20 protein-coding genes are annotated in these 23,145 nt (G+C 35.5%); 16 read left to right on the plus strand and 4 right to left on the minus strand.

The genetic code is table 11. The annotated features are described in order from the left end of the window. Nucleotides 1-2: 2 nt before the first annotated feature. The 7 genes from ACHRV3_RS00650 to ACHRV3_RS00680 all read left to right on the plus strand — a co-directional run bounded on the left by ACHRV3_RS00650 (nt 3) and on the right by ACHRV3_RS00680 (nt 8,999). Nucleotides 3-3,179 (plus strand): efflux RND transporter permease subunit, encoded by a 3,177-nt coding sequence (locus ACHRV3_RS00650; protein ID WP_395434126.1) that lies wholly within the window; start codon nt 3-5, stop codon nt 3,177-3,179. Further along, nucleotides 3,169-4,569, plus strand: a complete 1,401-nt coding sequence (locus ACHRV3_RS00655) for an efflux transporter outer membrane subunit (RefSeq protein WP_395434127.1) — start codon at nt 3,169-3,171, stop codon at nt 4,567-4,569. Before ACHRV3_RS00650 ends, ACHRV3_RS00655 begins: the two co-directional genes overlap by 11 nt. A 165-nt stretch (nt 4,570-4,734) precedes the next feature. Beyond that, complete coding sequence (locus tag ACHRV3_RS00660; RefSeq protein ID WP_395434128.1) at nt 4,735-6,288, plus strand: PglZ domain-containing protein; 1,554 nt, start codon at nt 4,735-4,737, stop codon at nt 6,286-6,288. A gap of 128 nt (nt 6,289-6,416) precedes the next feature. Further along, the gene (gene tsaE / locus ACHRV3_RS00665; RefSeq protein ID WP_395434129.1) at nt 6,417-6,824 is read left to right on the plus strand and encodes a tRNA (adenosine(37)-N6)-threonylcarbamoyltransferase complex ATPase subunit type 1 TsaE; all 408 of its coding nucleotides are present in this window, start codon (nt 6,417-6,419) and stop codon (nt 6,822-6,824) included. 7 nt (nt 6,825-6,831) lie between these two features. After that, a complete protein-coding gene (locus ACHRV3_RS00670; protein WP_395434130.1) occupies nt 6,832-7,305 on the plus strand; it encodes a GNAT family N-acetyltransferase in 474 nt (157 codons plus the stop codon). Between the two features lie 83 nt (nt 7,306-7,388). Next, nucleotides 7,389-8,588 carry an alanine dehydrogenase gene (locus ACHRV3_RS00675; RefSeq protein ID WP_047775136.1) on the plus strand — a complete coding sequence of 400 codons (1,200 nt, stop codon included), beginning with the start codon at nt 7,389-7,391 and terminating at the stop codon, nt 8,586-8,588. Nucleotides 8,589-8,624: 36 nt separating this feature from the next. Continuing rightward, the gene (locus ACHRV3_RS00680) at nt 8,625-8,999 is read left to right on the plus strand and encodes a DUF4258 domain-containing protein (protein ID WP_230001921.1); all 375 of its coding nucleotides are present in this window, start codon (nt 8,625-8,627) and stop codon (nt 8,997-8,999) included. 3 nt (nt 9,000-9,002) lie between these two features. Here the strand turns inward: ACHRV3_RS00680 and ACHRV3_RS00685 are convergent, their stop codons facing one another. Further along, nucleotides 9,003-9,674, minus strand: coding sequence for a uracil-DNA glycosylase (locus ACHRV3_RS00685; RefSeq protein WP_395434131.1), 672 nt, complete (start codon nt 9,672-9,674; stop codon nt 9,003-9,005). A gap of 111 nt (nt 9,675-9,785) precedes the next feature. Here ACHRV3_RS00685 and ACHRV3_RS00690 point away from each other — a divergent pair, with 111 nt between their 5' ends. Beyond that, entirely contained in the window at nt 9,786-11,951 is a 2,166-nt protein-coding gene (locus ACHRV3_RS00690; protein ID WP_047775143.1) for a DNA mismatch repair protein MutS, read from the plus strand. A gap of 357 nt (nt 11,952-12,308) precedes the next feature. After that, nucleotides 12,309-12,722 (plus strand): thiol-disulfide oxidoreductase DCC family protein, encoded by a 414-nt coding sequence (locus tag ACHRV3_RS00695; protein ID WP_395434132.1) that lies wholly within the window; start codon nt 12,309-12,311, stop codon nt 12,720-12,722. Nucleotides 12,723-13,091: 369 nt separating this feature from the next. On the opposite strand, the gene ACHRV3_RS00700 is transcribed toward ACHRV3_RS00695, so the two are convergent. The 3 genes from ACHRV3_RS00700 to ACHRV3_RS00710 all read right to left on the minus strand — a co-directional run bounded on the left by ACHRV3_RS00700 (nt 13,092) and on the right by ACHRV3_RS00710 (nt 18,215). After that, a complete protein-coding gene (locus ACHRV3_RS00700; protein WP_395434133.1) occupies nt 13,092-14,834 on the minus strand; it encodes a DUF885 domain-containing protein in 1,743 nt (580 codons plus the stop codon). 48 nt (nt 14,835-14,882) lie between these two features. Beyond that, nucleotides 14,883-16,859: a thiamine pyrophosphate-dependent enzyme gene (locus ACHRV3_RS00705; protein WP_395434134.1), complete on the minus strand. Its 1,977-nt coding sequence runs from the start codon at nt 16,857-16,859 to the stop codon at nt 14,883-14,885. Between the two features lie 606 nt (nt 16,860-17,465). Further along, on the minus strand, nt 17,466-18,215 hold the full coding sequence (locus ACHRV3_RS00710; protein WP_395434135.1) for a 4-hydroxy-tetrahydrodipicolinate reductase: 750 nt from the start codon (nt 18,213-18,215) through the stop codon (nt 17,466-17,468). Nucleotides 18,216-18,470: 255 nt separating this feature from the next. On the opposite strand from ACHRV3_RS00710, the gene ACHRV3_RS00715 reads away from it, so the two are divergent. The 7 genes from ACHRV3_RS00715 (at nt 18,471) to ACHRV3_RS00745 (ending at nt 23,129) form a co-directional block, all read left to right on the plus strand. Beyond that, a complete protein-coding gene (locus ACHRV3_RS00715; protein ID WP_047775151.1) occupies nt 18,471-19,421 on the plus strand; it encodes an isopenicillin N synthase family oxygenase in 951 nt (316 codons plus the stop codon). A 115-nt stretch (nt 19,422-19,536) separates the two neighbouring features. Continuing rightward, nucleotides 19,537-19,869: a translation initiation factor gene (locus ACHRV3_RS00720; RefSeq protein WP_047775153.1), complete on the plus strand. Its 333-nt coding sequence runs from the start codon at nt 19,537-19,539 to the stop codon at nt 19,867-19,869. A 132-nt stretch (nt 19,870-20,001) separates the two neighbouring features. Beyond that, nucleotides 20,002-20,874, plus strand: a complete 873-nt coding sequence (locus ACHRV3_RS00725; protein WP_047775155.1) for a nucleoside phosphorylase — start codon at nt 20,002-20,004, stop codon at nt 20,872-20,874. Continuing rightward, complete coding sequence (locus tag ACHRV3_RS00730) at nt 20,875-21,315, plus strand: DinB family protein (protein WP_395434136.1); 441 nt, start codon at nt 20,875-20,877, stop codon at nt 21,313-21,315. It begins immediately after the preceding gene. A gap of 36 nt (nt 21,316-21,351) precedes the next feature. Then, the gene (locus ACHRV3_RS00735) at nt 21,352-21,744 is read left to right on the plus strand and encodes a VOC family protein (protein WP_395434137.1); all 393 of its coding nucleotides are present in this window, start codon (nt 21,352-21,354) and stop codon (nt 21,742-21,744) included. After that, on the plus strand, nt 21,744-22,217 hold the full coding sequence (locus tag ACHRV3_RS00740) for a DUF4265 domain-containing protein (protein ID WP_395434138.1): 474 nt from the start codon (nt 21,744-21,746) through the stop codon (nt 22,215-22,217). The genes ACHRV3_RS00735 and ACHRV3_RS00740 overlap by 1 nt, the downstream gene beginning before the upstream one ends. Nucleotides 22,218-22,277: 60 nt before the next feature. Then, nucleotides 22,278-23,129, plus strand: coding sequence for a substrate-binding domain-containing protein (locus ACHRV3_RS00745; protein WP_395434139.1), 852 nt, complete (start codon nt 22,278-22,280; stop codon nt 23,127-23,129). The last annotated feature ends 16 nt before the right edge of the window (nt 23,130-23,145 follow it).

Below are 23,145 nucleotides of genomic sequence, written 5' to 3' on the forward strand. Positions count from 1 at the left end.
AGATGTTAAAAACTTTTATAGAAAGACCAGTTCTCTCGACGGTAATTTCGATCTTAATTACCATTTTAGGTATTTTAGGATTGATGACTTTACCGATCGAGCAATATCCCGAAATAGCCCCTCCAACCGTACAGGTTAGTGCTACCTATACCGGAGCTAATGCAGAAACCGTACTTAACAGTGTTGTGATTCCTTTAGAGGAAGAAATCAACGGTGTGGAAGGAATGACTTATATGACTTCGTCTGCAGCAAATGACGGTTCCGCCAAAATATCTGTTTATTTTGAACTTGGAATTAACCCGGATATTGCCGCGGTAAACGTTCAAAATAGAGTTTCCCGTGCCACCAGTAAATTGCCACAGGCCGTTGTACAGACGGGAGTAACAACGCTTAAGAGTCAGACTAGTGCCTTGATGTTTTTTGCTTTGTATTCTAATAATAACGATTTTGACGAAACTTATATTCAGAATTATGCTAAAATCAACCTTGTACCTAAATTACAACGTGTAAAAGGAGTTGGACAAGTAAATGTTTTTGGTGCCAAAGATTACTCCATGAGAATCTGGATTGATCCGGAGAAAATGGCTTCTTACAGTGTTTCTCCTAAAGATATTCAGGCAGCATTACAAGAACAAAACGTAGAAGCGGCACCGGGTAAATTTGGAGAAAATGCAGAAGGTGTTTACGAATATGTAATCAAATACAAAGGCCGTCTTTCTGAAATTAAGGATTATGAAAACATCGTGATCAAATCAACCGGAAATGGGAATTTCCTTCATTTAAAAGATGTCGCAACGGTTGAATTGGGTGGTTTCAATTATGGAACAAAAAATATTGCCATGGGTAAACAAGGTGTTGCTGTTGGTGTATTTCAAACTTCCGGTTCTAATGCACAAGACATTATTACAGAGGTTACCAAAATTCTTGACGAGACCAAACCTGATTTTCCAAAAGGGGTTGATTATGTAATTCCATTTAATACAAAAACATTCCTGGATGCCTCTATTGAAAAAGTAATTCACACTTTGGTAGAAGCTTTTATATTGGTATTTATAGTAGTGTTTTTATTTCTTCAGGATTTTAGATCTACTTTAATTCCGGCGATAGCTGTTCCGGTAGCGATTATTGGTACGTTTTTCTTCCTGCAGGTATTTGGTTTTTCGATCAACATGCTGACTTTATTTGCCATGATTCTGGCTATTGGTATTGTCGTCGATGATGCAATTGTCGTCGTCGAGGCCGTCCATGCCAAGCTGGACGAAGGAGCAAAATCCGGAAAAGAAGCTACTATTTCTGCCATGAGTGAAATCACAGGAGCCATTGTTTCTATTACGTTGGTAATGGCTGCCGTATTTATTCCGGTGTCGTTCTTGAGCGGGCCTTCAGGAGTATTTTATCAGCAATTTGCGATTACTTTAGCGATAGCGATCTTAATTTCTGCTGTAAATGCATTAACGCTAAGTCCGGCATTATGTGCCTTGTTCTTAAAGCCGCATGCAGATTCTGAACACGGACATGAACATAAAAATTTTAAAGACCGTTTCTTCATCGCATTCAACACCAGTTTCGACAGAATGAATGACCGCTACGTGAAATCTCTTGGTTTTTTAGCCAAAAGAAAATGGATTGCCATTACTGGACTGGCGGTTTTCTCTGCGATTACGATCTTTTTATTCCAAAGTACACCTTCCGGGTTTATTCCGAATGAAGACAGGGGGATTATCATGGCCGATTTAACGTTGCCTCCGGGAACAACACTGGAGAAAACGCAACTAGCCGTTAATGAATTGGATTCTATTGTTTCTTCAATGGATATCGTTGAATCGAGAATGAGTGTGGTAGGTTTCAGTTTATTGAATAGCGTAAACGGAGGTTCTTATGCCTTTATGGTTATTAAATTAAAAGACTGGAAATACCGAACAGAAGCCAATCAGTCTGTGGATGCCATTGTGGGGCAATTGTTTGCAAAAACAGCTCACTTTAAAGACGCCAGAGCCTTATTTTTTACACCACCAAGTGTACAGGGATTTGGATCTGCGGATGGTTTTGAGCTTAAAATTCAGGACAAAGGAGACGATGATTGGACAACGGTAAGTAAAGTGAGTAATGAGTTTTTGGGTGAATTAATGAAAAGACCTGAAATTCAATACGCGATCACGAACTTCAACCCTACTTTCCCTCAATATCAAATGGATATTAATGTAGAAAGAGCTAAAAACGCAGGAGTTTCTGTCAGTGATATTTTTAATACGATGCAAGGGTATTATGGAGGTCTTTATACGACTGATTTCAATAAATTCGGAAAACAATACCGTGTTATGATTCAGGCAAAACCTTCAGACAGAGCCAATCTGGAATCGATCAATTCCGTATACGTGAAGAATAATTCCGGACAGCAGGTTGCCATAAGCCAGTTTGTTGATTTCAAGAGAATTTACGGGCCTGAAGCTGTTGCACGTTTCAACATGTTAAAAGCAGTAAACGTAAATGGTAAAGCAAAACCGGGTTACAGCTCAGGAGACGCGATTAAAGCGATTCAGGAAGTTGCCGCGCAGCATTTGCCAAAAACCTATAGTTATGAATTTTCAGGAATGACCCGTGAGGAAATCCTTGCAGGAAGTCAGGCGGCTGGTGTGTTCTTATTGAGTTTGATATTTGTATACTTTTTGTTAAGTGCGCAATATGAGAGTTATTTAGTGCCTTTGTCTGTAATTCTTTCATTGCCTGTCGGAATTGCCGGAGCCATTGGTTTTGTAAAACTGGCGGGATTAGAAAACAACATCTATTTCCAGGTAGCCTTGATCATGCTTATAGGACTCTTAGCGAAAAATGCTATTCTGATCGTGGAGTTTGCCATACAAAGGCGACGACAGGGAATGGATCTGGCACAAGCTGCTATTGAAGGTGCAAAAGCACGTTTGCGTCCGATTCTAATGACTTCTCTTGCCTTTATATTCGGTTTATTACCATTAGCGCTGGCTTCTGGTGTTGGTGCTGTAGGGAACCGTTCTATTGGTATGGGAGCAGTTGGAGGAATGTTAATCGGAACGATATTCGGTGTATTTGTAATTCCGATATTGTTCATTGTTTTCCAAAGTTTGCAAGAGCGAATCTCAGGAAAACCAGTAGTAAATAATGAATCTGAAACGACACTTTTAGACGAAGAATATGAAAAATAATGTATATAAAATAGTAACAGTTGTCGTCTCGGCAACTGTTATGCAATCCTGCTTCGTTGCAAAGGAATACAAAAGACCGGATGTAAAAACCGAGAATCTATACCGAACCGAAGTTGCGGCAAAGGATAGCGTCTCGTTGGCCAATATATCCTGGAACAACATTTTTACAGATCCAATTTTGCAAGATTATATTAAAAAAGGACTGGATACCAATCTGGATATTCGAATTGCCATGCAAAATATCGCAGCAGCAGAAGCTTCTATGAAACAAGGTAAATCCGGCTACTTCCCTACCCTGTCTGCCGGAACAGATTGGACGCATCAACAATTATCAAAAAACAGTCAGTTTGGAGCTTTGCTTCGTGACAGAAGCACCGATCAATATCAATTGACCGGAACTTTAAGCTGGGAAGCTGATATTTGGGGTAAAATAAGAAGTAATGCTCGTGCAACAAATGCGATTTATTTGCAAACAACAGCAGCGACTCAAGCCGTAAGAACACAGTTAATCGCTGACATTTGCTCTACTTATTTTCAATTGATTTCGATCGACGAACAGATTAGAGTTGCAGAAGAGACCTTGATAAACAGAGACGAAAGCATCGTGGCAATTCAAGCCTTAAAAGATGCCGGAAATGTTACAGAAGTTGGTGTCAAGCAAACCGAATCTCAAAAATACGCTACCCAAATTATTATTGCAGATTTAAAAGTAGCAGGTATTCTTTTTGAAAACAAAATGAGTATTCTTTTAGGACAGCCCTCAGGTAAAATTGAAAGAAGCAGTTTTGGAGCCCAAAAAGAGGTTCCTGAAATTACATTAGGTGTTCCGGCGACACTATTGCGCAACAGACCCGATGTAATTGCGGCAGAATACAATTTCATGTCGTATTTTGAACAAACGAATGTCGCGAAAAGTAACTTTTACCCAACGTTTAAAATTACAGCAACAGGCGGACTTCAAAGTATTGATTTAAAAGAATGGTTTAGTGCCAATTCTATTTTTGCCAACATCGTAACCGGTTTAACACAACCTATTTTTAATAAACGTGAGATCAGAACCAAATACGAAATTGCAAAAGCCAATCAGGAAAAAGCTTATTTGCAATTTGAACAATCTTTGTTAACTGCCGGTAGAGAAGTTTCAGATGCTTTGGCACAATACAACAATGAAATTTACAAAATATCTGTTCGCGAAAAGCAGGTGGAAGCTTTAAAAGTAGCGACTGATTATTCTGATGAATTATTGAAATATGGTTTGGTCAATTACTTGGAAGTATTAACGGCTAAAGATGATGCTTTGAATGCGCAATTGACATTAATCGAAAATAAATACGCTAAATATAATGCGGTAATCCAATTGTACAAAGCGCTTGGAGGTGGTTGGCAGTAAACCCGTCCGGAAGTATTAGTTATAAAGTAAAAACCATCGAGTATTTTTTATTCGATGGTTTTTTGTTTTTTTATAGTAAAAATTATCATAATATTAATAAATAGCCGTTTCAAAAAGAAGTAAATTGCCAATAGATTTTAATACTTTTGAACAGACAAAACAATTATGGATAAAATAAAAATACTTTGGGTTGATGATGAAATCGACCTTTTAAAGCCACACATATTATTTCTGGAGAAAAAAAATTATGCAGTAACAACTTGTAACAATGGTTTAGACGCTATTACCCTCTTTGAAGAAGATAATTTTGATATTGTTTTTTTGGATGAAAATATGCCCGGAATGAGCGGTTTGGAGACCCTTTCGGAAATGAAAGAGAAAAAATCAGCCATTCCGATGATTATGATTACCAAAAGCGAGGAAGAATATATAATGGAAGAAGCCATTGGTTCTAAAATCGCCGATTATTTAATAAAACCCGTAAATCCAAATCAGATTTTATTGAGTTTAAAGAAAAATCTGGATCATTCGAGATTAATCTCCGAAAAAACAACTTTAGACTACCAAAAAGAGTTTAGAAAAATCTCAATGGAACTGGCAATGGTCAACTCCTTTGAGGATTGGGTGGAGTTGTATAAAAAACTGATTTTTTGGGAGTTGGAACTGGAAAATATCAATGATCAGGCGATGATCGAGATATTGGAATCTCAAAAAGTCGAAGCCAATTCACAATTTGGTAAATATATCGAGCGCAACTACGAAGATTGGTTTGCGCCAAAAGCCGACAAACCAATTCAGTCGCATAACTTATTCAAAGAATTAGTAGTACCCGAAATTAAAAAGAAAGACAAACCTATACTGTTTGTTGTGATTGATAATTTACGTTACGATCAATGGAAATCTTTTGAAACAGTAGTTTCAAATTACTATAAACTGGAAAAAGAAGTTCCGTATTTCTCTATCCTTCCTACCGCTACTCAATACGCCAGAAATGCCATTTTCTCAGGATTATTGCCTATAGAAATGGAAAAACAATTTCCGCAATATTGGAAAAATGACGTTGAAGACGGTGGAAAAAACCTTTACGAAGCCGAATTTCTAACCGCACAATTAAAGCGTTTAGGACTGGACATCAAGCAAGACTATTTTAAAATCACCAATTATGCAGGTGGTAAAAAACTGGCCGAAAACTTTAAGGCTTTAAAAGGAAATGATCTGGTAACGATTGTCTATAACTTTGTTGACATGCTTTCGCACGCTAAAACAGAAATGGAAGTCGTAAAAGAATTGGCTTCTGATGATAAGGCTTATCGTTCCTTAACACTGAGCTGGTTTAGAAATTCTCCGCTATTAGAAATCATTCAGCAAGCCCAACTTTTAGGCTTCAAATTGGTTTTAACAACAGATCACGGAACAATTAATGTAAAAAACCCTTCAAAAGTTGTTGGAGATAAAAATACAAGTCTAAATTTGCGTTATAAAACAGGCCGTAGTTTGACCTACGAGCAAAAAGACGTTTATGTGGTAAAAGAACCAAAAGCAATTGGTCTGCCTGCCATAAACATGAGTAGTTCTTTTATTTTCGCTAAAAACGATTACTTTTTGGCGTATGTAAACAATTACAATCATTACGTGAGTTATTACAAAAATACCTATCAACACGGGGGAATTTCATTAGAAGAAATGATTATTCCGTTCTTGATATTTAACCCGAAATAAAAAAGAGTTTGCAGGCTCAGTTTTCAGTCACGAATCTTAACTGCGACTGAAAACCGGGACTGAAAACTGCGACTAAAAACTGGGACTGAGACTAAAATAATAGACTATAATTAAAAGTAAAACAAAGAATGAATATCGTTTTTTCAGTAGAACAACTTAAGGAAGTAGCAGAGCAGATTTTAGCTCAAAATCTAAAGAAAATTATCCTTTTTAATGGAGAAATGGGTGTTGGAAAAACAACTTTAATAAAACAACTGTGCAAGACTTTGGGAGTTGAGGATGCGACCAGTAGCCCAACTTTTTCTTTAGTTAACGAATATGATACAGTGGATAATAAAATTGTATACCATTTTGACTTTTATCGTTTAAACAAAGAAACAGAAGCCCTGGATATGGGGGTTGACGATTATTTGTACTCCGGTAATTGGTGTTTTATCGAATGGTCTGAAAAGATTGCCAGTTTGATTCCTGAAGAACATTCTGTTGTGACCATTACATTGTTGGCGGACGGAAAGAGAGAATTGAAATTAGTCTAAAATAGAAATGAACACTCAAGATAAAGTAGTAATAGTTCCTTTTTCATCTGATTTAATGAAGGCGATAAAAACCTTAAATTTAGAATGGCTGGAAAAGTATTTCAAAGTCGAAGAAAAAGACGAAATAGTGCTTTCGGACCCACAGCGCTATATTATTGATAAAGGCGGAATGATTTTTTATGCGAAATACAATGATGAGGTTGTTGGAACCTATTCGCTGATTAAAACAGATGCAACCACATTTGAATTGGGGAAAATGGCCATTTCAGAACGAGCACAAGGCTTGGGAATTGGAAACAAAATGTTGGTGCATTGTATGGCTGTAGCCAAAGAGAATCACATTAAAAAGCTGTTTTTGTATTCCAATAGAATTTTGCTTCCGGCAATTCATCTCTATGAAAAATTTGGTTTTACCGAAATTCCATTAGAAGACGGAGTGTACGAAAGAGCCGATATAAAAATGGAAAAAATACTGACCTGATTATTAATGCAGTATTAGCAGAATATTTGCATTGATTTTAAAACTTTTTACGTAATTTGTACTCTTAATTTTTCGCACAACCCATGTCAATTACCTTAACTCCATTTACGAAACAACAATTGTTGCCACAAGAAGAAAAACTTGAAATTGGCCGATTTAAAAGAGAGCTTTTTATTGGGATTCCAAAAGAAACAAGTTATCAGGAACGTCGTATTTGTTTAACGCCGGATGCAGTAAATTCATTGACGTATGAAGGACACCGCGTGATGATTGAATCGGGTGCGGGTGAAAGTTCCAGTTACTCCGATAAAGAATATGCAGATGCGGGTGCTGAAGTAACAAAGGATACGAAAAGGGTTTTCGGCTGTCCGATGCTTCTTAAAGTTGAACCCCCAACTTTGGCCGAAATCGAAATGATCAATCCCGAAACGATTATCATTTCAGCCATTCAGCTTAAAACAAAAAAGAAAGCTTATTTTGAAGCTTTATCCTTAAAAAAGATAACAGCACTTGCGTTTGAATATATTAAAGATGAAGACGGTTCTTATCCGGCTGTAAAATCATTAAGCGAAATTGCAGGAACTGCTTCTATACTTATTGCCGCCGAATTAATGATTACGGACGAATTCGGAAAAGGGCTTTTATTCGGAAACATTACCGGCGTCCCTCCTACTGAAGTTGTTATTTTAGGAGCCGGAACTGTTGGCGAATTTGCTGCCAAAACAGCTATTGGTCTGGGAGCAAATGTAAAAGTTTTTGACAATTCAATTACCAAATTACGTCGTTTGCAGAACAATTTAAACCAACGAATCTTTACGTCTACCATTCAACAAAAAGCCTTACTAAAAGCGTTAAGACGTTGTGATGTAGCGATTGGTGCGATGCGCGGTAAAGAACGTTGCCCGATTGTAGTGACCGAAACCATGATGGAACATATGAAAAAAGGAGCCGTAATTGTTGATGTCAGCATTGATACGGGCGGTTGCTTTGAAAGTTCTGAAGTCACAACACACGAAAAACCAACTTTTATTAAGAGCAATGTTTTGCATTATTGCGTGCCCAATATTCCTTCAAGATATTCCAAAACAGCCTCACTTTCAATAAGTAATATGCTAACTCCTTACCTGCTTCAGATAGCCGAAGAGGGTGGTTTGGAAAGCTCTATACGATGCAATAAAGGACTAAAAAACGGAGTTTATTTGTATCACGGAATCCTAACCAACAAAGCAATTGGCGAGTGGTTTGATTTACCGGATAACGATATTAATTTACTTGTATTTTAAGGGAACTTTAGTGTACCTTTGCAAAAAAAATATTTCATGAAGTTTGTACATCGTTTTGCTTATTATTTGATTGGTCTGATTATGGGATGCTTTTTTGTAGCCCTTGTTTTTAGTGGAAAAGATACCAGATGCAACTATTTTCCAAACGCCAGAGTTTTGAACAGTTTACGTACAAAACCATTTCAATATTCCGAAAAAGCAATTCAGACTTTAAATGAAAAATGGGTTGATACTGCTGATGTAAAAAACACATTGACATTTGGAGACGTTGATTTCGATCAGAGTAATGTGCCTTTCAAAAAAGGAAAACTATACGTTATTGAAGGTAAAACAGCAAAAAATCAAGAAATTGTTTTAAAAGTAATCAACTACGAGAACAAAGCAATCTTAGAAGAAATTACAAAAAAATAGTTTTTACAACCATTCTATCTCAGGAATTCCTTTAGAGTTCAAAAAAGAATTGGTTTTACTAAAGTGTTTGTTCCCGAACCATTTCCCTTGATTAGCACTCATTGGTGACGGATGTCCTGATTCTAAAACGAAATGTTTGGATCGATCAATTTTTGATCCTTTTTTCTGCGCAAAAGCACCCCACAATAAAAAGACAATGTTTTCTTTTTGAGCAGAGATGGTCTGAATTACGGCATCTGTAAAAAGATTCCATTTTAAATGTTTATGACTGTTCGGGCTGTCTTTTCGAACGGTTAATGACGCATTTAAAAGCAAAACGCCTTGCTTTGCCCATTTTTCTAAATTACCCGAAGTCGGCATAAAAATCGAATCTAAATCAGTGCTTAATTCTCTGTAAATATTGCGCAAAGAAGGCGGTATTTTAACAGCATCATTCACCGAAAAGCTCAAACCGTTTGCTTCTCCTTCTCCATGGTAAGGATCCTGGCCAATAAGAACTACCTTTAAGTTTTTAAAATCACAATTGTTAAAGGCGGAGAAAATCAATTCTGTTGGTGGATAGCAGACCTGCGTTTGATATTCGGTCTCTAAAGCAGCGGCTAATTCCGTAAAATAAGTCTTTTGAATTTCGTCAGCCAAAACGGTTTGCCAATCTGAAGAAAGATTAATTTTCATTTAAATAAAATTTAACTACAAATTACGTAAAGATTTTTGCAAAGTACCAATTAATACTACTATTTAGTTTTAAAACTTTGTAACTTTGAACTTTACAACTTACGATATATAATGATATCCATTACTGAAAAAACATTACAAGATTTACAATTTCCAACAGTGCTTGAAACCATTTCAGCAGGCTGTAATACAGATATTGGAAAACAAAAAGCTTTAGAAATAACTCCTTTTAGAGATAAAGAAACTTTGATGCAGGCTTTAATGCAAACATCAGAATACGTTTCGTCATTTGAGAATAACAATGCGATTCCAAATCATGGTTTTGATGCCATTACGCATGAAATCAAATTCTTGGCTATCGAGGACAGTTTTCTTGAAGTGGGCAGTTTTAGAAAAATTGCAACACTTTCGTCGACATCTAATTTTCTATTGAATTTCCTTAAGAAATTTGATGATTATTATCCAAATTTAAATGCCAGAGCTTCAAGAGTCGAATACACCAAGGATATTGTTACTTTGGTTGATGCGATTGTAGATAAATATGGCGAAATAAAAGACAATGCTTCACCGGCACTTTTGAGTATTCGTCAGAGCATGAATATTGTTCGAGGCAAAGTAAATCAGAGTTTTGGCGCGGCGCTTACACATAACAACAGCCTTGGTTACTTGGATGATATCAAAGAAAGTTTCGTTCAGAATCGTAGGGTTTTGGCCGTTCTTGCCATGTATCGTCGAAAGGTAAAAGGTTCTATTTTGGGAAGTTCAAAAACCGGAAGTATTGCCTATATTGAGCCGGAAGCGACTTTGCAATATTCACGTGAACTAAGCAATCTGGAATACGAAGAAAAAGAAGAAATTACCCGAATTCTGAAGCAATTATCGAATGAGATTCGTCCGTATTTGCCGCTTTTAATTGAATATCAGGAATTTTTAAGTGATATTGATGTTGTAGCAGGAAAGGCAAAATATGCCAATAGAATCAACGGAATTTTACCAACGATTACGGAAGATAGAAGGTTGTTTTTCAGAGAAGCGTATCATCCGATTTTGTATTTGAATAACAAACAAAAAAACGAAATTACGCATCCGCAAACCATTGAATTAAAACAGGATAATCGAATTATTGTTATTTCGGGACCCAATGCGGGAGGAAAAACAATTTCGCTAAAAACGGTTGGTCTGCTGCAATTGATGTTGCAATCCGGTATGCTGATTCCGGTTCATGAAAGAAGTGAAACCTTCTTATTTGACCGAATTTTAACGGATATTGGAGACAATCAATCGATTGAAAATCACCTGAGTACTTATAGTTATCGATTGAAAAATATGAATTATTTCTTGAAAAAATGCAACAAGAAAACAATGTTTTTAATTGATGAGTTTGGTACCGGATCCGACCCTGAACTTGGTGGGGCTTTAGCAGAAATTTTCCTGGAAGAGTTCTATCACCGTGAAGCCTTCGGAATCATTACGACACATTATTCTAATTTGAAAATTTTAGCAAACGAATTGCCTTTTGCAACCAATGCTAATATGATGTTTGATGAAAAATCATTAGAACCAATGTACAAACTGGCGCTTGGTCAGGCGGGAAGTTCTTTTACTTTTGAAGTAGCGTTAAAGAACGGGATCCCATTTGGACTGATTAATCGTGCGAAAAAGAAAATCGAAGTCGGAAAAGTTCGTTTTGATAAAACCATAGCCACACTTCAGAAAGAGCGTTCTAAGCTTGAAAAAACTTCTATCAACCTTAAAGAAGAAGAAACAAGAGCGCGTGAAGAAGGTAAAAAGATGGAAAACATCAATGTAAAAATCAAACAAAAACTGGAAAGCTATCAGGAATTGTACGACAGTAACCAGAAAACGATTTACATTGGGCAAAAAATTGAAGACATCTCGGAGAAATATTTCAACAACAAAAACAAAAAAGAACTGATCGGTGAATTTTTGAAAATTGTAGAAATTGAAAATTCAAAACGCAAAAAAGCAACTCCAAAAGAAACCAAAGCGATAATTGAGAAGAAAAAAGAAGTTATTGCTGAAATTACGGTGCAGGTAGAAGAAATCAGAAAAGAGAAAAAAGAAAAGAAGCTTAAACCGGTTATCGAAAAACCAAAACCAATCTTAAAAGTCGGAGATCGTGTAAGAATGCAAGACGGAAGATCGGTTGGAAGTATTGACTCAATCGAAAAAAATAAAGCAACGGTGAACTATGGAATTTTTACTTCGAAAGTAAGTTTAGATGAATTAGAATTGGTTGAAGCTGTGAAGAAGTAAGTTTTTAAGTTTTTAAGTTTTCAGTCTCAGTCTCAGTCTCGGTCTCAGTATTCGGTTTTGAAAATAAAAACAGGAAAAAAAGGAATCGAAATTGAAATAAAGTGTTTTAAGTGACGTTTTTTAAAAAGACAACAACGAAGACGGAATGTTTTAGAAAATCGCTCAGAATTTATTTATGAAAGCTGTTTTTGATTTAAAATTTCGATAGAATTTTTTATTTCAATAGATAAAACTAATAAATAACTACAACGAACCTGAAACGTGAAACCTGAAACAAAACAAAAATAGAGGTAAGAAAAACCTGAAACCTGAAACAAGACAAAAAAAAGGTAACAGAACCTCAAAATAAATCAAATAATGCTCAATTTTCCAAAAAATAAAAAAATAATTCTTTTTGACGGAATCTGTAACTTATGCAATTCGGCTGTACAATATATTATCAAACACGATACGAAGGACATTTTTAGATTTGTGGCATTGCAATCGGAATTAGGGATTTCAATATGCAAACATCTAGGTGTAAGTTTCTCTAAAATGGATAGTATTATTTTATACAATCCAGGTGTCTCCTATTTTTATAAATCTTCGGCAGCTATAGAAATTGCCAAAAATTTTGGAGGATTCTGGAAACTGATTTCTATTTTCAGAATTATTCCTATTTTTATGAGTGATTACATTTATGATTATATTGCTAAAAATCGATACAATTGGTACGGTAAAAAAGAAAGCTGTATGATTCCTAGTCCTGAGATTAAGGCGAAGTTTCTTTAAAGGTTTAACCCAGCATTTTTTATATGCGAGTTTTTGTAAAACGCATAGACTGCAATTTTAGCTATTGGAGCCTAAAATTTTTTTTAGCACGCAGATTTAGCAGATTAGGCGGATCTTATTTATTCCTTCAAAAAAAATCTGCGCAATCTGCTAAATCTGCGTGAAAGAAAAATCAAGTATCAAGTTAAAGCTGTGACTGTTCTTTTTAGGTTAAATTACTTTGCTACTCATGGCTTTGGGCTAATTTTAAACGAATGAGAGGCAGAGTTTTACGAACTTGACTCTTAAATTTTGATGATAATTGAGTACATTCCTTAGAAAATATTCTAAAAAAAAAGGCTTTTTCATATGTTGAAAAAGCCTTTTTTTTTACTCTTTAGATAACATCAATTCCTTAATGTACTTTACAGGAGCACTACCAAAACTCAAGAATTTTTCATGAAATTGTTTCAGGTTAAAATCTTTTCCTTGTTGTTTTTTAAGTTCCTCTCGTAAATTGTAAATTTCAGTGTATCCCGTAAAATAAGAACACAATTGAACCTGAGATAAGGTGACACGTTTCCATTTTCCGTCAGCTTCGGCTTGTTGTTGAAAAGCTTCTTTGATCAGTAAGTCAAGAGCCGCTTCTTTAGACATGTTTTTAGTGTGAACGCTGATATCTAAAATGGTATTGCAAGTGGCTCTTAAGTTCCATTTGTAGTACATCAACCACATTTCGTCCGAGTTTTTATAACCGCTTTCCAACATCATTTTTTCAGCATAAACCGCCCATCCTTCGACCATTGAACCATTTCCTAAAATAGATTTTATGATACTCGGAGATTGATTGCTGTAAACCAATTGGGTGTAATGTCCCGGAACAGCTTCATGAATGTTTAGAATTTGAAGAATATAATCGTTGTATTCGCGTAAATAACTTTCTGCATTTTCTGCTGTCCAACCAGACATGCTACCTACATTATAATAGGTGTTTGCATTTTTATCATAAGGACCTGGTGCAGAAATAGAAGCTCCTGCAACTCCCGCCATATAGGCTGGCTCTTTACGTACTACCAGTGGTTTTGACGGATCAATATACAATAGATCTTTTGCTTTTACATAAGCAGTCAATTCAGGAATTTGTTTTTCAATTTCCGATTGAAATTTTTCCGGTGTAGTGTGTTGTAAGGAGATTTTATCAATAACCTGTTTGATTAAATCTAATTTATCAGTTGGTTTTGGAGCAGTTCCTTTATATTTTGTCCAAAGTTTATCTGCTATAACAAACATCTTATCGTGAAGATCTTTTTTGTGATCAACTGCTATTTTATAAATTTGATCTACATTATAACCTGATTGAATGTCAAAATTGAATTTTTTAGCATACAATTCCGCTCCTAATCTAAAAGAACGTGGTGTTTTGTTTGGTAATTTTTTCAACCAGTCCGCATAATCTGCAATAGCTTTTACCGATACTTTAGCTTTGTCAAGAATTTCTTTTTTCTCTTCGGCAGTTAATTTACTTTTTTTCAAAGCATCACTTAATTCTTCTTCAAAAACACTTGAACCTCCTAAGTTCTGGTCTATTGCAAGTTGGGTGTGTTCTACAGTTGGGTTTTTAATGTTCTTTTTTGCAGCTTCATAAAAAGCCGGAATTCCGTTCATTTTAGTATTGAAAGCTCTTAAGCGAACTTCTAAACTATCGTAATTACCATTAAGAATTTCTGCAAATGAACCGCAAACATTATATTCAGAAGGATTCCATTCTCCGGATTTTAATTCTTTACTGCTGAAAATAATATCCTCTAAGTGATTTTTTATCATGTAAAAATCAGTTTTATTCTTATCGGATAACTCTTCAATCGTATATTGTTTTAAAGAATCTAATTGTGCTGTAGCAAAATCAAGTTGCTTTTTTTCTTCTTTGCTGTCCGGAATTACTAGAACATTATCAAATTTATGGTAGCCGACATTGGAAGCCCAATCCGGATTTATTTCCCATAAAGAGGTTACAAAGCCCTCTTTATAATACTCGAATTTCTTATCTAAAGGTGTGTTTTCAGCGGTTTTAGCACTTTTATTGCAAGACAAAAGTACTGTAGCTGCACAAACAGAAACAAACAGTTTTTTCATAATTTATTCTTTTTTGGTAGTACAATGTTTAGGGAAGGTAAAATAAGTTTAATATTTTAATAATTCCAATAAAACTTCTTCAAAACGACTTTTTGGTAAAAACTGATCTTCGAGTGCTTTTGTAAACGGAATTGGAGAATCTAAACTGGCTACTCTTTTAACCGGAGCATCTAAAGATTCAAAACATTCTTCCATAATTAAAGCCGAAATATCGCTCGCAATTCCCCCAAACATAGTATCTTCCTGATAAATGATTACTTTTCCTGTTTTTCTAACCGATGCAAAAATGGTTTCGGTATCTAAAGGTTGTAATGTTCTTAAATCGATTAAATCAGCTTGTATTTCAGGGTTTTTAGTTAAAGTGTCCAATGCCCAGTGTACCGCTGCTCCAAATGAGATAATGGTTACTGCATTTCCTTCTTTTAACAAGGCTGCTTTTCCAAACGGAATGGTGTAATAATCAGTTGGAACATCTTGATAAACACTACGATACAATTGTTTGTGTTCGAAAAATAAAACCGGATTAGGGTCGTTTATTGAGGTGTTTAACAATCCTTTAGCGTCATATGGGAACGCAGGATAAACAACTTTTAAGCCAGGTGTTTTGGTAAACCAAGCTTCATTTGTTTGAGAGTGAAATGGACCAGCCTGAGTTCCGCCACCGCAAGGCATGCGAACCACAACATCGGCATTTTCACCCCAACGGTAATGTGATTTAGCCAATAGATTGACAATAGGATTAAAACCTGTCGAAACAAAATCGGCAAATTGCATCTCTACAATCGCTTTATAACCGTTTATAGACAGTCCCATTCCGGCTGAAACTACGGCACTTTCACAAATTGGAGTATTGCGAACGCGGTCTTTTCCGTAAAGTTCAACAAATCCGTCTGTGATTTTAAAGGCACCGCCATATTCTGCGATATCTTGTCCCATGATCACCAGATTTTTATGGCGCTGCATAGATTCATTCAAACCATTGCGTATAGCGTCAATAAAACGAATATTTTCTGATGACGCAGATGGATTAACTTCCTCATGTTGATAAGGTTTGTAAACATCATCTAATTCACCGGCATAGGTAGGAATGATTTCAGGCTCCGCATTTGCAAGGACTAAATTGTCATCAATCTCTTTTTTTATTTCACTGCGCAAAGCTTCATCAAATTCTGCTGTTAAAACTCCTGTCTCTGTTAAATAATTTCTGTAATTCGCAACAGGATCTTTAGCGGCCCATTCGTCCATTAGTTCCTGAGGAACGTATTTGGTACCGCTCGCCTCTTCATGGCCACGCATTCTGAATGTTTTGAATTCCAGTAAAACCGGATGTGGGTTCTCTTGCATTTCTGCTTTTAGTTGCGCCAGTTTATTATATACTTCCAGTATATTATTTCCGTCTATGATATGGCTTTCCATACCGTAACCAATACCTTTGTCGGCAAGATTCTCACAATAATACTGCTCGTTTGTTGGTGTCGAAAGTCCGTAACCATTGTTTTCTATGACAAACATTACCGGCAATTTCCAAACTGAAGCAATATTTAAGGCTTCGTGAAAATCTCCTTCACTGGTAGCGCCTTCACCGGTAAAAACGGCTGTGATTTTTTTGTTGTCTTTAAGTTTGTCCGCTAAAGCGATTCCATCTGCAATTCCCAGTTGTGGACCCAGATGCGAGATCATTCCGATAATATTATAGTCCTGTGTTCCAAAATGGAAGCTACGATCTCTACCTTTTGTAAAGCCATTTGCTTTTCCTTGCCATTGTGAAAATAAGCGGTATAATGGAATGTTTCTAGTAGTAAAAACACCCAGATTTCGGTGCATCGGCAATATGTATTCCGTTTCATCAAGAATGGCTGTAACGCCCACGGCTATTGCCTCCTGCCCTATTCCGGAGAACCATTTGGACACTTTTCCCTGCCGAATTAAGATGAGCATCTTTTCTTCTATTAAACGGGGTTTTAATATTTTTTTATATAAATCTAAAAGCTGTGAATCGGTTAGTTCTTGTCTGTTGAAGATCATTTGGTTGTTTTTTATAATTTTCAAATATATAAAAATATAACAATTTTAACATTATTTGTTAGATAATTAACACCATGAAAATTATGAATTTGCAACATTAAAAATAGGAAAAAATAGCTACATCCGATTTAATTTGATTTAAAGAATAAATCAGGATTAGTTTTAGAATTTGATTTTCTAGAATCTTGCTCTGTTTGTCCTTTCGACGAAGGAGAAATCGCACAAGAGATTCCGCAAAGAAAAGCGCCAATCTTTGTCTAAAATTGGATCGGTTAGTCAGTAAGTTAGGCTGTTTTTTCACGCAGATTTGGCAGATTTGGCGGATTTTTTTTATTTCATTCCGCTAAAATCTGCGTGAGACTTTTTTGATAACCCTTAGTTTAATTATGGATGAATGCCTTTTTAAATTATTGGTTAAAACTACCGAGTTTTAATTGCCGTTGGTTTTAACCAACGGTCAAGTATGATTGATAGAATAGGCTTTAGCCAAAAACTTTAAGAGTATAGTTTTGGCTAAAGCCTTTATTAATGTCTTTTTTATTCGGCAATTCAAAAAATAAATACCTTGAAGAAAATAATATAACCTAAATGTGTTACAAATTTGATTTATACCGCAAAATAAGGCGAAAGTATGTCCTCAAAATTAAACAGACCTTCCTTTTTATCCACCAGATTTTCGGCTACAAATATGACACCGCTTCCAAAAGCTTCGCGTGAAATACTTTCATGTACAAGTCTTACGGTCTGAAATGGAAATCCAAACACAACTTCATGTTTGCCTACTATTCCACCTGCACGAACCGAGTTGATGTCTTCTTTTTCGAGATCAAGTGCTTCGGCAATTTTTATGGCGGTTCCTGAGATGCCGTCTTTACCTTTAAAATGTTCTTCGATGATTTCAATGTCAACCCAAGGAGCGATTTTCTTTAAAAATTTGGAGGCAAAAAGCAAATAGTTTACCCCCAAGGTAATGTTTGGGCTCCAAAAGACGGTTGTAAGGTTGGAAAGCGATTTTAGATAATCTTTCTCCTTATTGGTATAATGAGATATTGCCGAAATGATTTTTATTTTTCGTTGACTTGCAGCCTCTCCATACGCATAGATCCCGGAGTTGGATGAAAAATCAATTATAACATCAACGGGTTGATTATCGAGGAGTTCAGTAATAGAAGTTGATGCTGTTGAATATATTTTTCCTGTTTCCTCCGAGTCAATTCCGAGGTATTCTGCAGCTGTCCTGTTTTCGAGCGTTTGGCTCCTTTTCATAACCCATGAAAGAGAGAATTTTTTGTTTTGCAAAATTACCGACGCTACCGCTTTTCCTGTTTTTCCGAATCCAATTAGACCTACTTTCATAATGTTGTTTTTTATAAAAATAGAAATTTTTTATTGCAAATGGGAATATTTTTGGAATTATTAACATGTTTTAGGACTATAACTGCTGTTAAATTATGGAAAAACCAAAAATAAGATTCCTTGTTCTGTAGTTAAATTATTGTTCTAAAAATCAATTTTATATTAAAATTTAAAATTCAAATATAAAATATTATATACCTTTGTTACTGAAAGACCTTTCTATAGTCTTTTATCTTTTAATAAAAAATGTAAAGTATGCAAAACATTCCTAGTGTAGACTTACGTGATTTCCTTTCGGACGACCCGAAACGTAAACAAAAATTTGTAAATGAAATCGGCAGTGCATTTGAAAACATTGGCTTCGTAGCCCTAAAAGGTCATTTTCTTGATGATCAGTTGGTAGACGAACTTTATGGCGAAATTCGAAAATTTTTCGCCTTACCAGTAGAAACTAAGCATAATTATGAAATTCCCGGAATTGGCGGACAAAGAGGTTATGTTTCTTTTGGAAAAGAGCATGCTAAAGGACGTAAAGAGGGAGATTTAAAAGAATTTTGGCACTTTGGTCAGTATGTTGACCAAGATTCCAAATACGCTTCGGAATATCCGGACAATGTAGAAGTAAAAGAATTACCACGTTTTAATGTTGTGGGTAAAGAAGCGTACCAAATGCTTGAGAAAACAGGTGTTTATGTATTGAGAGCGCTGGCTTTGCATTTAGGTTTAGATGAATTTTATTTTGATCAGTATGCAAAAGACGGAAATTCAATCTTAAGACCTATTCATTATCCACCAATTACTACTGAGCCTGAAAATGCTATTCGTGCTGCAGCTCATGGTGATATCAACCTGATTACCCTTTTGATGGGGGCTCAGGGAAAAGGATTACAAGTTCAAAATCACGATGGCGAATGGATTGATGCTATCGCTGAAGACGATCAATTGGTAATCAATGTTGGAGATATGTTGTCAAGACACACCAATAACAAATTAAAATCAACGATTCATCAAGTGGTAAATCCACCGAGAGAATTATGGGGAACTTCTCGTTTTTCAATTCCGTTTTTTATGCATCCTGTAAGCGATATGCGTCTGGATTGTTTAGAAAACTGTATTGATGCAGAGAATCCTAAGAAATTTGAAGACATTACAGCAGGTGATTATCTGTATGAACGTCTGGTAGATTTAGGTTTAATAAAAAAATAAAACATTTAAATCTCCATTTTTTAAATTCCAAATTCCAAAACTATCAAAACTTGGGATTTGGAATTTAATTTTTAAACAAACAATATTGGAATTTACCTTTTAGAATAAAAATATTATGGATTTACAAGATCAATTAAAGAATTTATTTCCGGATCATATCGAATCAAATGAGCCTGAAGAAGTTCAGGAAGAGGATCATGTGCTTTATATTCAAAAAGAGCCCATGATTTGCAAATTTGAAAAACGAAAAGGAAAAGCTACAACCATAATCGAAGGTTACGAAGGAAGCGATGAAGACTTTAAAATTCTGGCGAAAGAAATCAAGACCAAACTGAGTGTTGGCGGTACTTTCAAAGATGCCTCCATCATTATCCAGGGTGATTATCGCGACAAAATAATGGCAATTCTAAAAGAAAAAGGCTTTAAAACCAAAAGAGTCGGGGGATAAATTCCAAATTCCAACTTATGGAGCTTTATTTCAGGTCACACAACCTGAAACCTAAAACGTGAAACAAAAATAACTCAGAGACTAAGAGCCTCAGAAACTTAGTAGCTCAGAACCTCAGAAACTTAAAGAAGAATGATACAAGCATCAGAATTAATATTAAATCCGGACGGAAGTGTTTACCACTTAAACCTTCGTCCAGAACACATAGCTAACGATATAATTTTTGTTGGCGACCAAAACAGAGTTGAAAAGATCACTCAATTTTTTGATTCAATTGAATTTTCAACTCAAAAAAGAGAATTTAAAACCCAAACGGGAATCTACAAAGGAAAAAGAATTTCTGTAATGTCAACCGGAATTGGTCCGGACAATATTGACATTGTTCTGAATGAATTAGACGCTTTAGTAAATATCGATCTTGAAACGCGTCAGCCAAAAGAGAAGCTGACTTCATTAAACATTATCAGAATTGGAACTTCGGGTTCTTTACAAGCCGATATTCCTGTAGACAGTTTTGTAATGTCAAAATTCGGGTTAGGATTGGACAATATGCTTCGCTCCTATTTAATTGATGAAGTTACAAATGTAGCGCTTGAGGATGCTTTTATAGCGCATACGAATTGGGATAACAGAAAAGGAAGACCTTATGTAATTCCTTGTTCGGAAGCATTAGAAAAAGTGATCGAATCAGATCGAATATTCAAAGGAATTACGGCTACTGCAGGTGGTTTTTATGGCCCACAGGGACGTGTTTTGCGTTTGAACATACAGGACGAGGAATTAAATGCTAAAATGGATAATTTTAACTTTAATGACCACCGAATTACCAATTTAGAAATGGAAACGGCTGCTATTTATGGACTTTCGGCTCTTTTAGGACATAATGCTTTGTCTTTAAATGCTATTATTGCCAACCGTGCATCCGGAACTTTTAGTGAAGATCCGTATAAAGCAGTAGATGAATTGATTACTTACACGCTAAACAAACTTTCAAGCACGATCTAAATGCAGGATACAATTCTTAAATTTGAGCAATTGCTTGGCGAAAGTGCTGTTTCTTTTCCAACAATTGACATTTCAATTTTAGAGGCAAAAAGAACTGGAAAATGGTCGAAAAAAGAGATTTTAGGCCATTTGACAGATTCTGCGATTCATAATCTGGTACGTTTTACAGAAATTAATTATCTGGAACAACCGTATTATCATCGACCGTATCAACAGCATAATCTCGTTGTTATAAACCAGTATCAGGAGATGGATTTTCTAGAACTGATAGAGCTTTGGCTTTCTTTAAATAAGCAAATTGTCAGATTATTTAAAAGTGTTAATGAAGAAGCTTTAGCGTATAAAATCATATTAGCAGATGATTCTGTTATTGATTTAAGATTTTTAATGACTGATTATGTGGAACATTTAGAGCATCATATTAAGCAGATTAAAGATTAAATCTTTGTTTTAAGATAAGATTATTAAAGTATAATTATGACTTTACGAGTAGCGCGACATACCGACAATCTGGAGAGAATAGAACATTTTTATGTCAATATTCTGGAGTTTGAACGCTTGGGCGGTTTTCAAAATCACAATAATTATGATGGTGTTTTTATCGGAAAAGCAGGTTTGGACTGGCACTTTGAGTTTACACAATCCGAGACAAAAGCCAAACATGTTTTTGATGAAGATGATGTTATTGTGTTATATCCGGAGACTATTATAGCATATATTGAACTAACAAACAGACTTTTAAATCATAATATATCAAGTATAACGGCAAGTAATCCTTTTTGGAATGAGAATGGGAAAATGTTTCAGGACCCTGATGGGTATCGTATCGTCATCTCACCATTAAAAGCAGAAATAAACGAAATTGAATAATGGAAAATACGCATAAAAAAATCTTGTTCAGATATTACAGTGATTATCTGGAGGATACTATTGTAGAGACTATGTGGGCTGAAATCATCGACTTGGAGAAAGGACACTTTAAACTGGATAATATTCCTTTTTTTGGACCTTTAATTGCAACGGATGATCTTTTCTATGCAGAGTACGATACAACTGAAGAACGTTTGGTGTACAAAAAAACATTACAAAGTTCTGGGAATTCAATTGTGCAGGTTGTAATTTTAGACAAAGATTTTGATAAAGAAATTATCAGAGAGAAATTAAAAACAATTGATTGTTTGTCTGAAGGCTTAAATGACACCTTTTTTGCTGTTGAAATAGTGAGGGATATCGATTATGCTATCGTCAAAAGTTTGTTGAGTGAATACGAAACACTTTCTGTCATAGAATTTGCAGAGCCTTGTCTTTCAGAAAAACACAGGGCCGATTTATTAAAAAACTAGTACAATCAAGCCTGAAGTACTAAAATTAGCATACGCATACCCAATTTAACTTTGATTATAATGAAAACTGTAAAAATAGTAGGTGTTCCGGAACACTTCAATCTGCCTTGGCAATTGTGTATTGAAAATGGGGAGTTTGAAGCAGAAAATATTGATTTGCAATGGAAAAATATCCCGGAAGGGACTGGCAAAATGTGTCAAATGCTTCGCGATGAGGAGGCTGATATTGCCGTTATCCTGACCGAAGGAATTGTAAAAGATATTGCAGCCGGAAATCCTGCTAAAATAGTGCAGATTTATGTGCAATCTCCTTTGATTTGGGGAATTCACGTAGCAGCCAAATCAGATTTTCAGGAGCTAAAAGACCTTAAAAATAAAAAAGCCGCTATTTCCAGATTGGGTTCAGGATCGCAGCTTATGGCTTATGTAAACGCAAATGAGCAAGGCTGGAAAACGGATGATTTGAAATTTGAAATTGTAAATACGATCGATGGTGCTGTAGAAGCTTTAACAAACGGAACAGCGGACTATTTTATGTGGGAGCATTTCATGACGAAGCCTCTGGTAGACCAGGGAATTTTCAGAAGAATTGGTGACTGCCCTACTCCATGGCCTTCTTTTGTAATTACGGTTCGCGATGAGTTTTTGAGAAAGAATTCTAAAACAGTTGAAAAAGTACTGGAAATCATCAATAAAACAACTTACGATTTTAAACAAATCCCAAATATAGACCAGACACTATCGGAACTTTTTAATCAAAAAATCGAGGACATTCAGGATTGGTTGCAACTTACGCAATGGTCCCAAAAACAATTGGATGAAAAAGCCTTCAATAAAATTCAAAATCAATTATTTGATCTCGGAATTATTGAGAAAAAAAGTACTTTTGTAGAAATGGTAAAAGCACTATAAAAAACTGCTTTTGATT

It is taken from the genome of Flavobacterium sp. FlaQc-49, from assembly GCF_044005985.1.
GTDB classification, from domain to species: domain Bacteria; phylum Bacteroidota; class Bacteroidia; order Flavobacteriales; family Flavobacteriaceae; genus Flavobacterium; species Flavobacterium cupriresistens.

Bases quoted from the DNA above. Each gene is read 5' to 3' on its own strand.
- ACHRV3_RS00650 (WP_395434126.1), top strand. From the start codon at position 3: ATGTTAAAAACTTTTATAGAAAGACCAGTTCTCTCGACGGTAATTTCG.
- ACHRV3_RS00655 (WP_395434127.1), top strand. From the start codon at position 3,169: ATGAAAAATAATGTATATAAAATAGTAACAGTTGTCGTCTCGGCAACT.
- ACHRV3_RS00660 (WP_395434128.1), top strand. From the start codon at position 4,735: ATGGATAAAATAAAAATACTTTGGGTTGATGATGAAATCGACCTTTTA.
- tsaE (WP_395434129.1), top strand. From the start codon at position 6,417: ATGAATATCGTTTTTTCAGTAGAACAACTTAAGGAAGTAGCAGAGCAG.
- ACHRV3_RS00670 (WP_395434130.1), top strand. From the start codon at position 6,832: ATGAACACTCAAGATAAAGTAGTAATAGTTCCTTTTTCATCTGATTTA.
- ACHRV3_RS00675 (WP_047775136.1), top strand. From the start codon at position 7,389: ATGTCAATTACCTTAACTCCATTTACGAAACAACAATTGTTGCCACAA.
- ACHRV3_RS00680 (WP_230001921.1), top strand. From the start codon at position 8,625: ATGAAGTTTGTACATCGTTTTGCTTATTATTTGATTGGTCTGATTATG.
- ACHRV3_RS00685 (WP_395434131.1), bottom strand. From the start codon at position 9,674: ATGAAAATTAATCTTTCTTCAGATTGGCAAACCGTTTTGGCTGACGAA.
- ACHRV3_RS00690 (WP_047775143.1), top strand. From the start codon at position 9,786: ATGATATCCATTACTGAAAAAACATTACAAGATTTACAATTTCCAACA.
- ACHRV3_RS00695 (WP_395434132.1), top strand. From the start codon at position 12,309: ATGCTCAATTTTCCAAAAAATAAAAAAATAATTCTTTTTGACGGAATC.
- ACHRV3_RS00700 (WP_395434133.1), bottom strand. From the start codon at position 14,834: ATGAAAAAACTGTTTGTTTCTGTTTGTGCAGCTACAGTACTTTTGTCT.
- ACHRV3_RS00705 (WP_395434134.1), bottom strand. From the start codon at position 16,859: ATGATCTTCAACAGACAAGAACTAACCGATTCACAGCTTTTAGATTTA.
- ACHRV3_RS00710 (WP_395434135.1), bottom strand. From the start codon at position 18,215: ATGAAAGTAGGTCTAATTGGATTCGGAAAAACAGGAAAAGCGGTAGCG.
- ACHRV3_RS00715 (WP_047775151.1), top strand. From the start codon at position 18,471: ATGCAAAACATTCCTAGTGTAGACTTACGTGATTTCCTTTCGGACGAC.
- ACHRV3_RS00720 (WP_047775153.1), top strand. From the start codon at position 19,537: ATGGATTTACAAGATCAATTAAAGAATTTATTTCCGGATCATATCGAA.
- ACHRV3_RS00725 (WP_047775155.1), top strand. From the start codon at position 20,002: ATGATACAAGCATCAGAATTAATATTAAATCCGGACGGAAGTGTTTAC.
- ACHRV3_RS00730 (WP_395434136.1), top strand. From the start codon at position 20,875: ATGCAGGATACAATTCTTAAATTTGAGCAATTGCTTGGCGAAAGTGCT.
- ACHRV3_RS00735 (WP_395434137.1), top strand. From the start codon at position 21,352: ATGACTTTACGAGTAGCGCGACATACCGACAATCTGGAGAGAATAGAA.
- ACHRV3_RS00740 (WP_395434138.1), top strand. From the start codon at position 21,744: ATGGAAAATACGCATAAAAAAATCTTGTTCAGATATTACAGTGATTAT.
- ACHRV3_RS00745 (WP_395434139.1), top strand. From the start codon at position 22,278: ATGAAAACTGTAAAAATAGTAGGTGTTCCGGAACACTTCAATCTGCCT.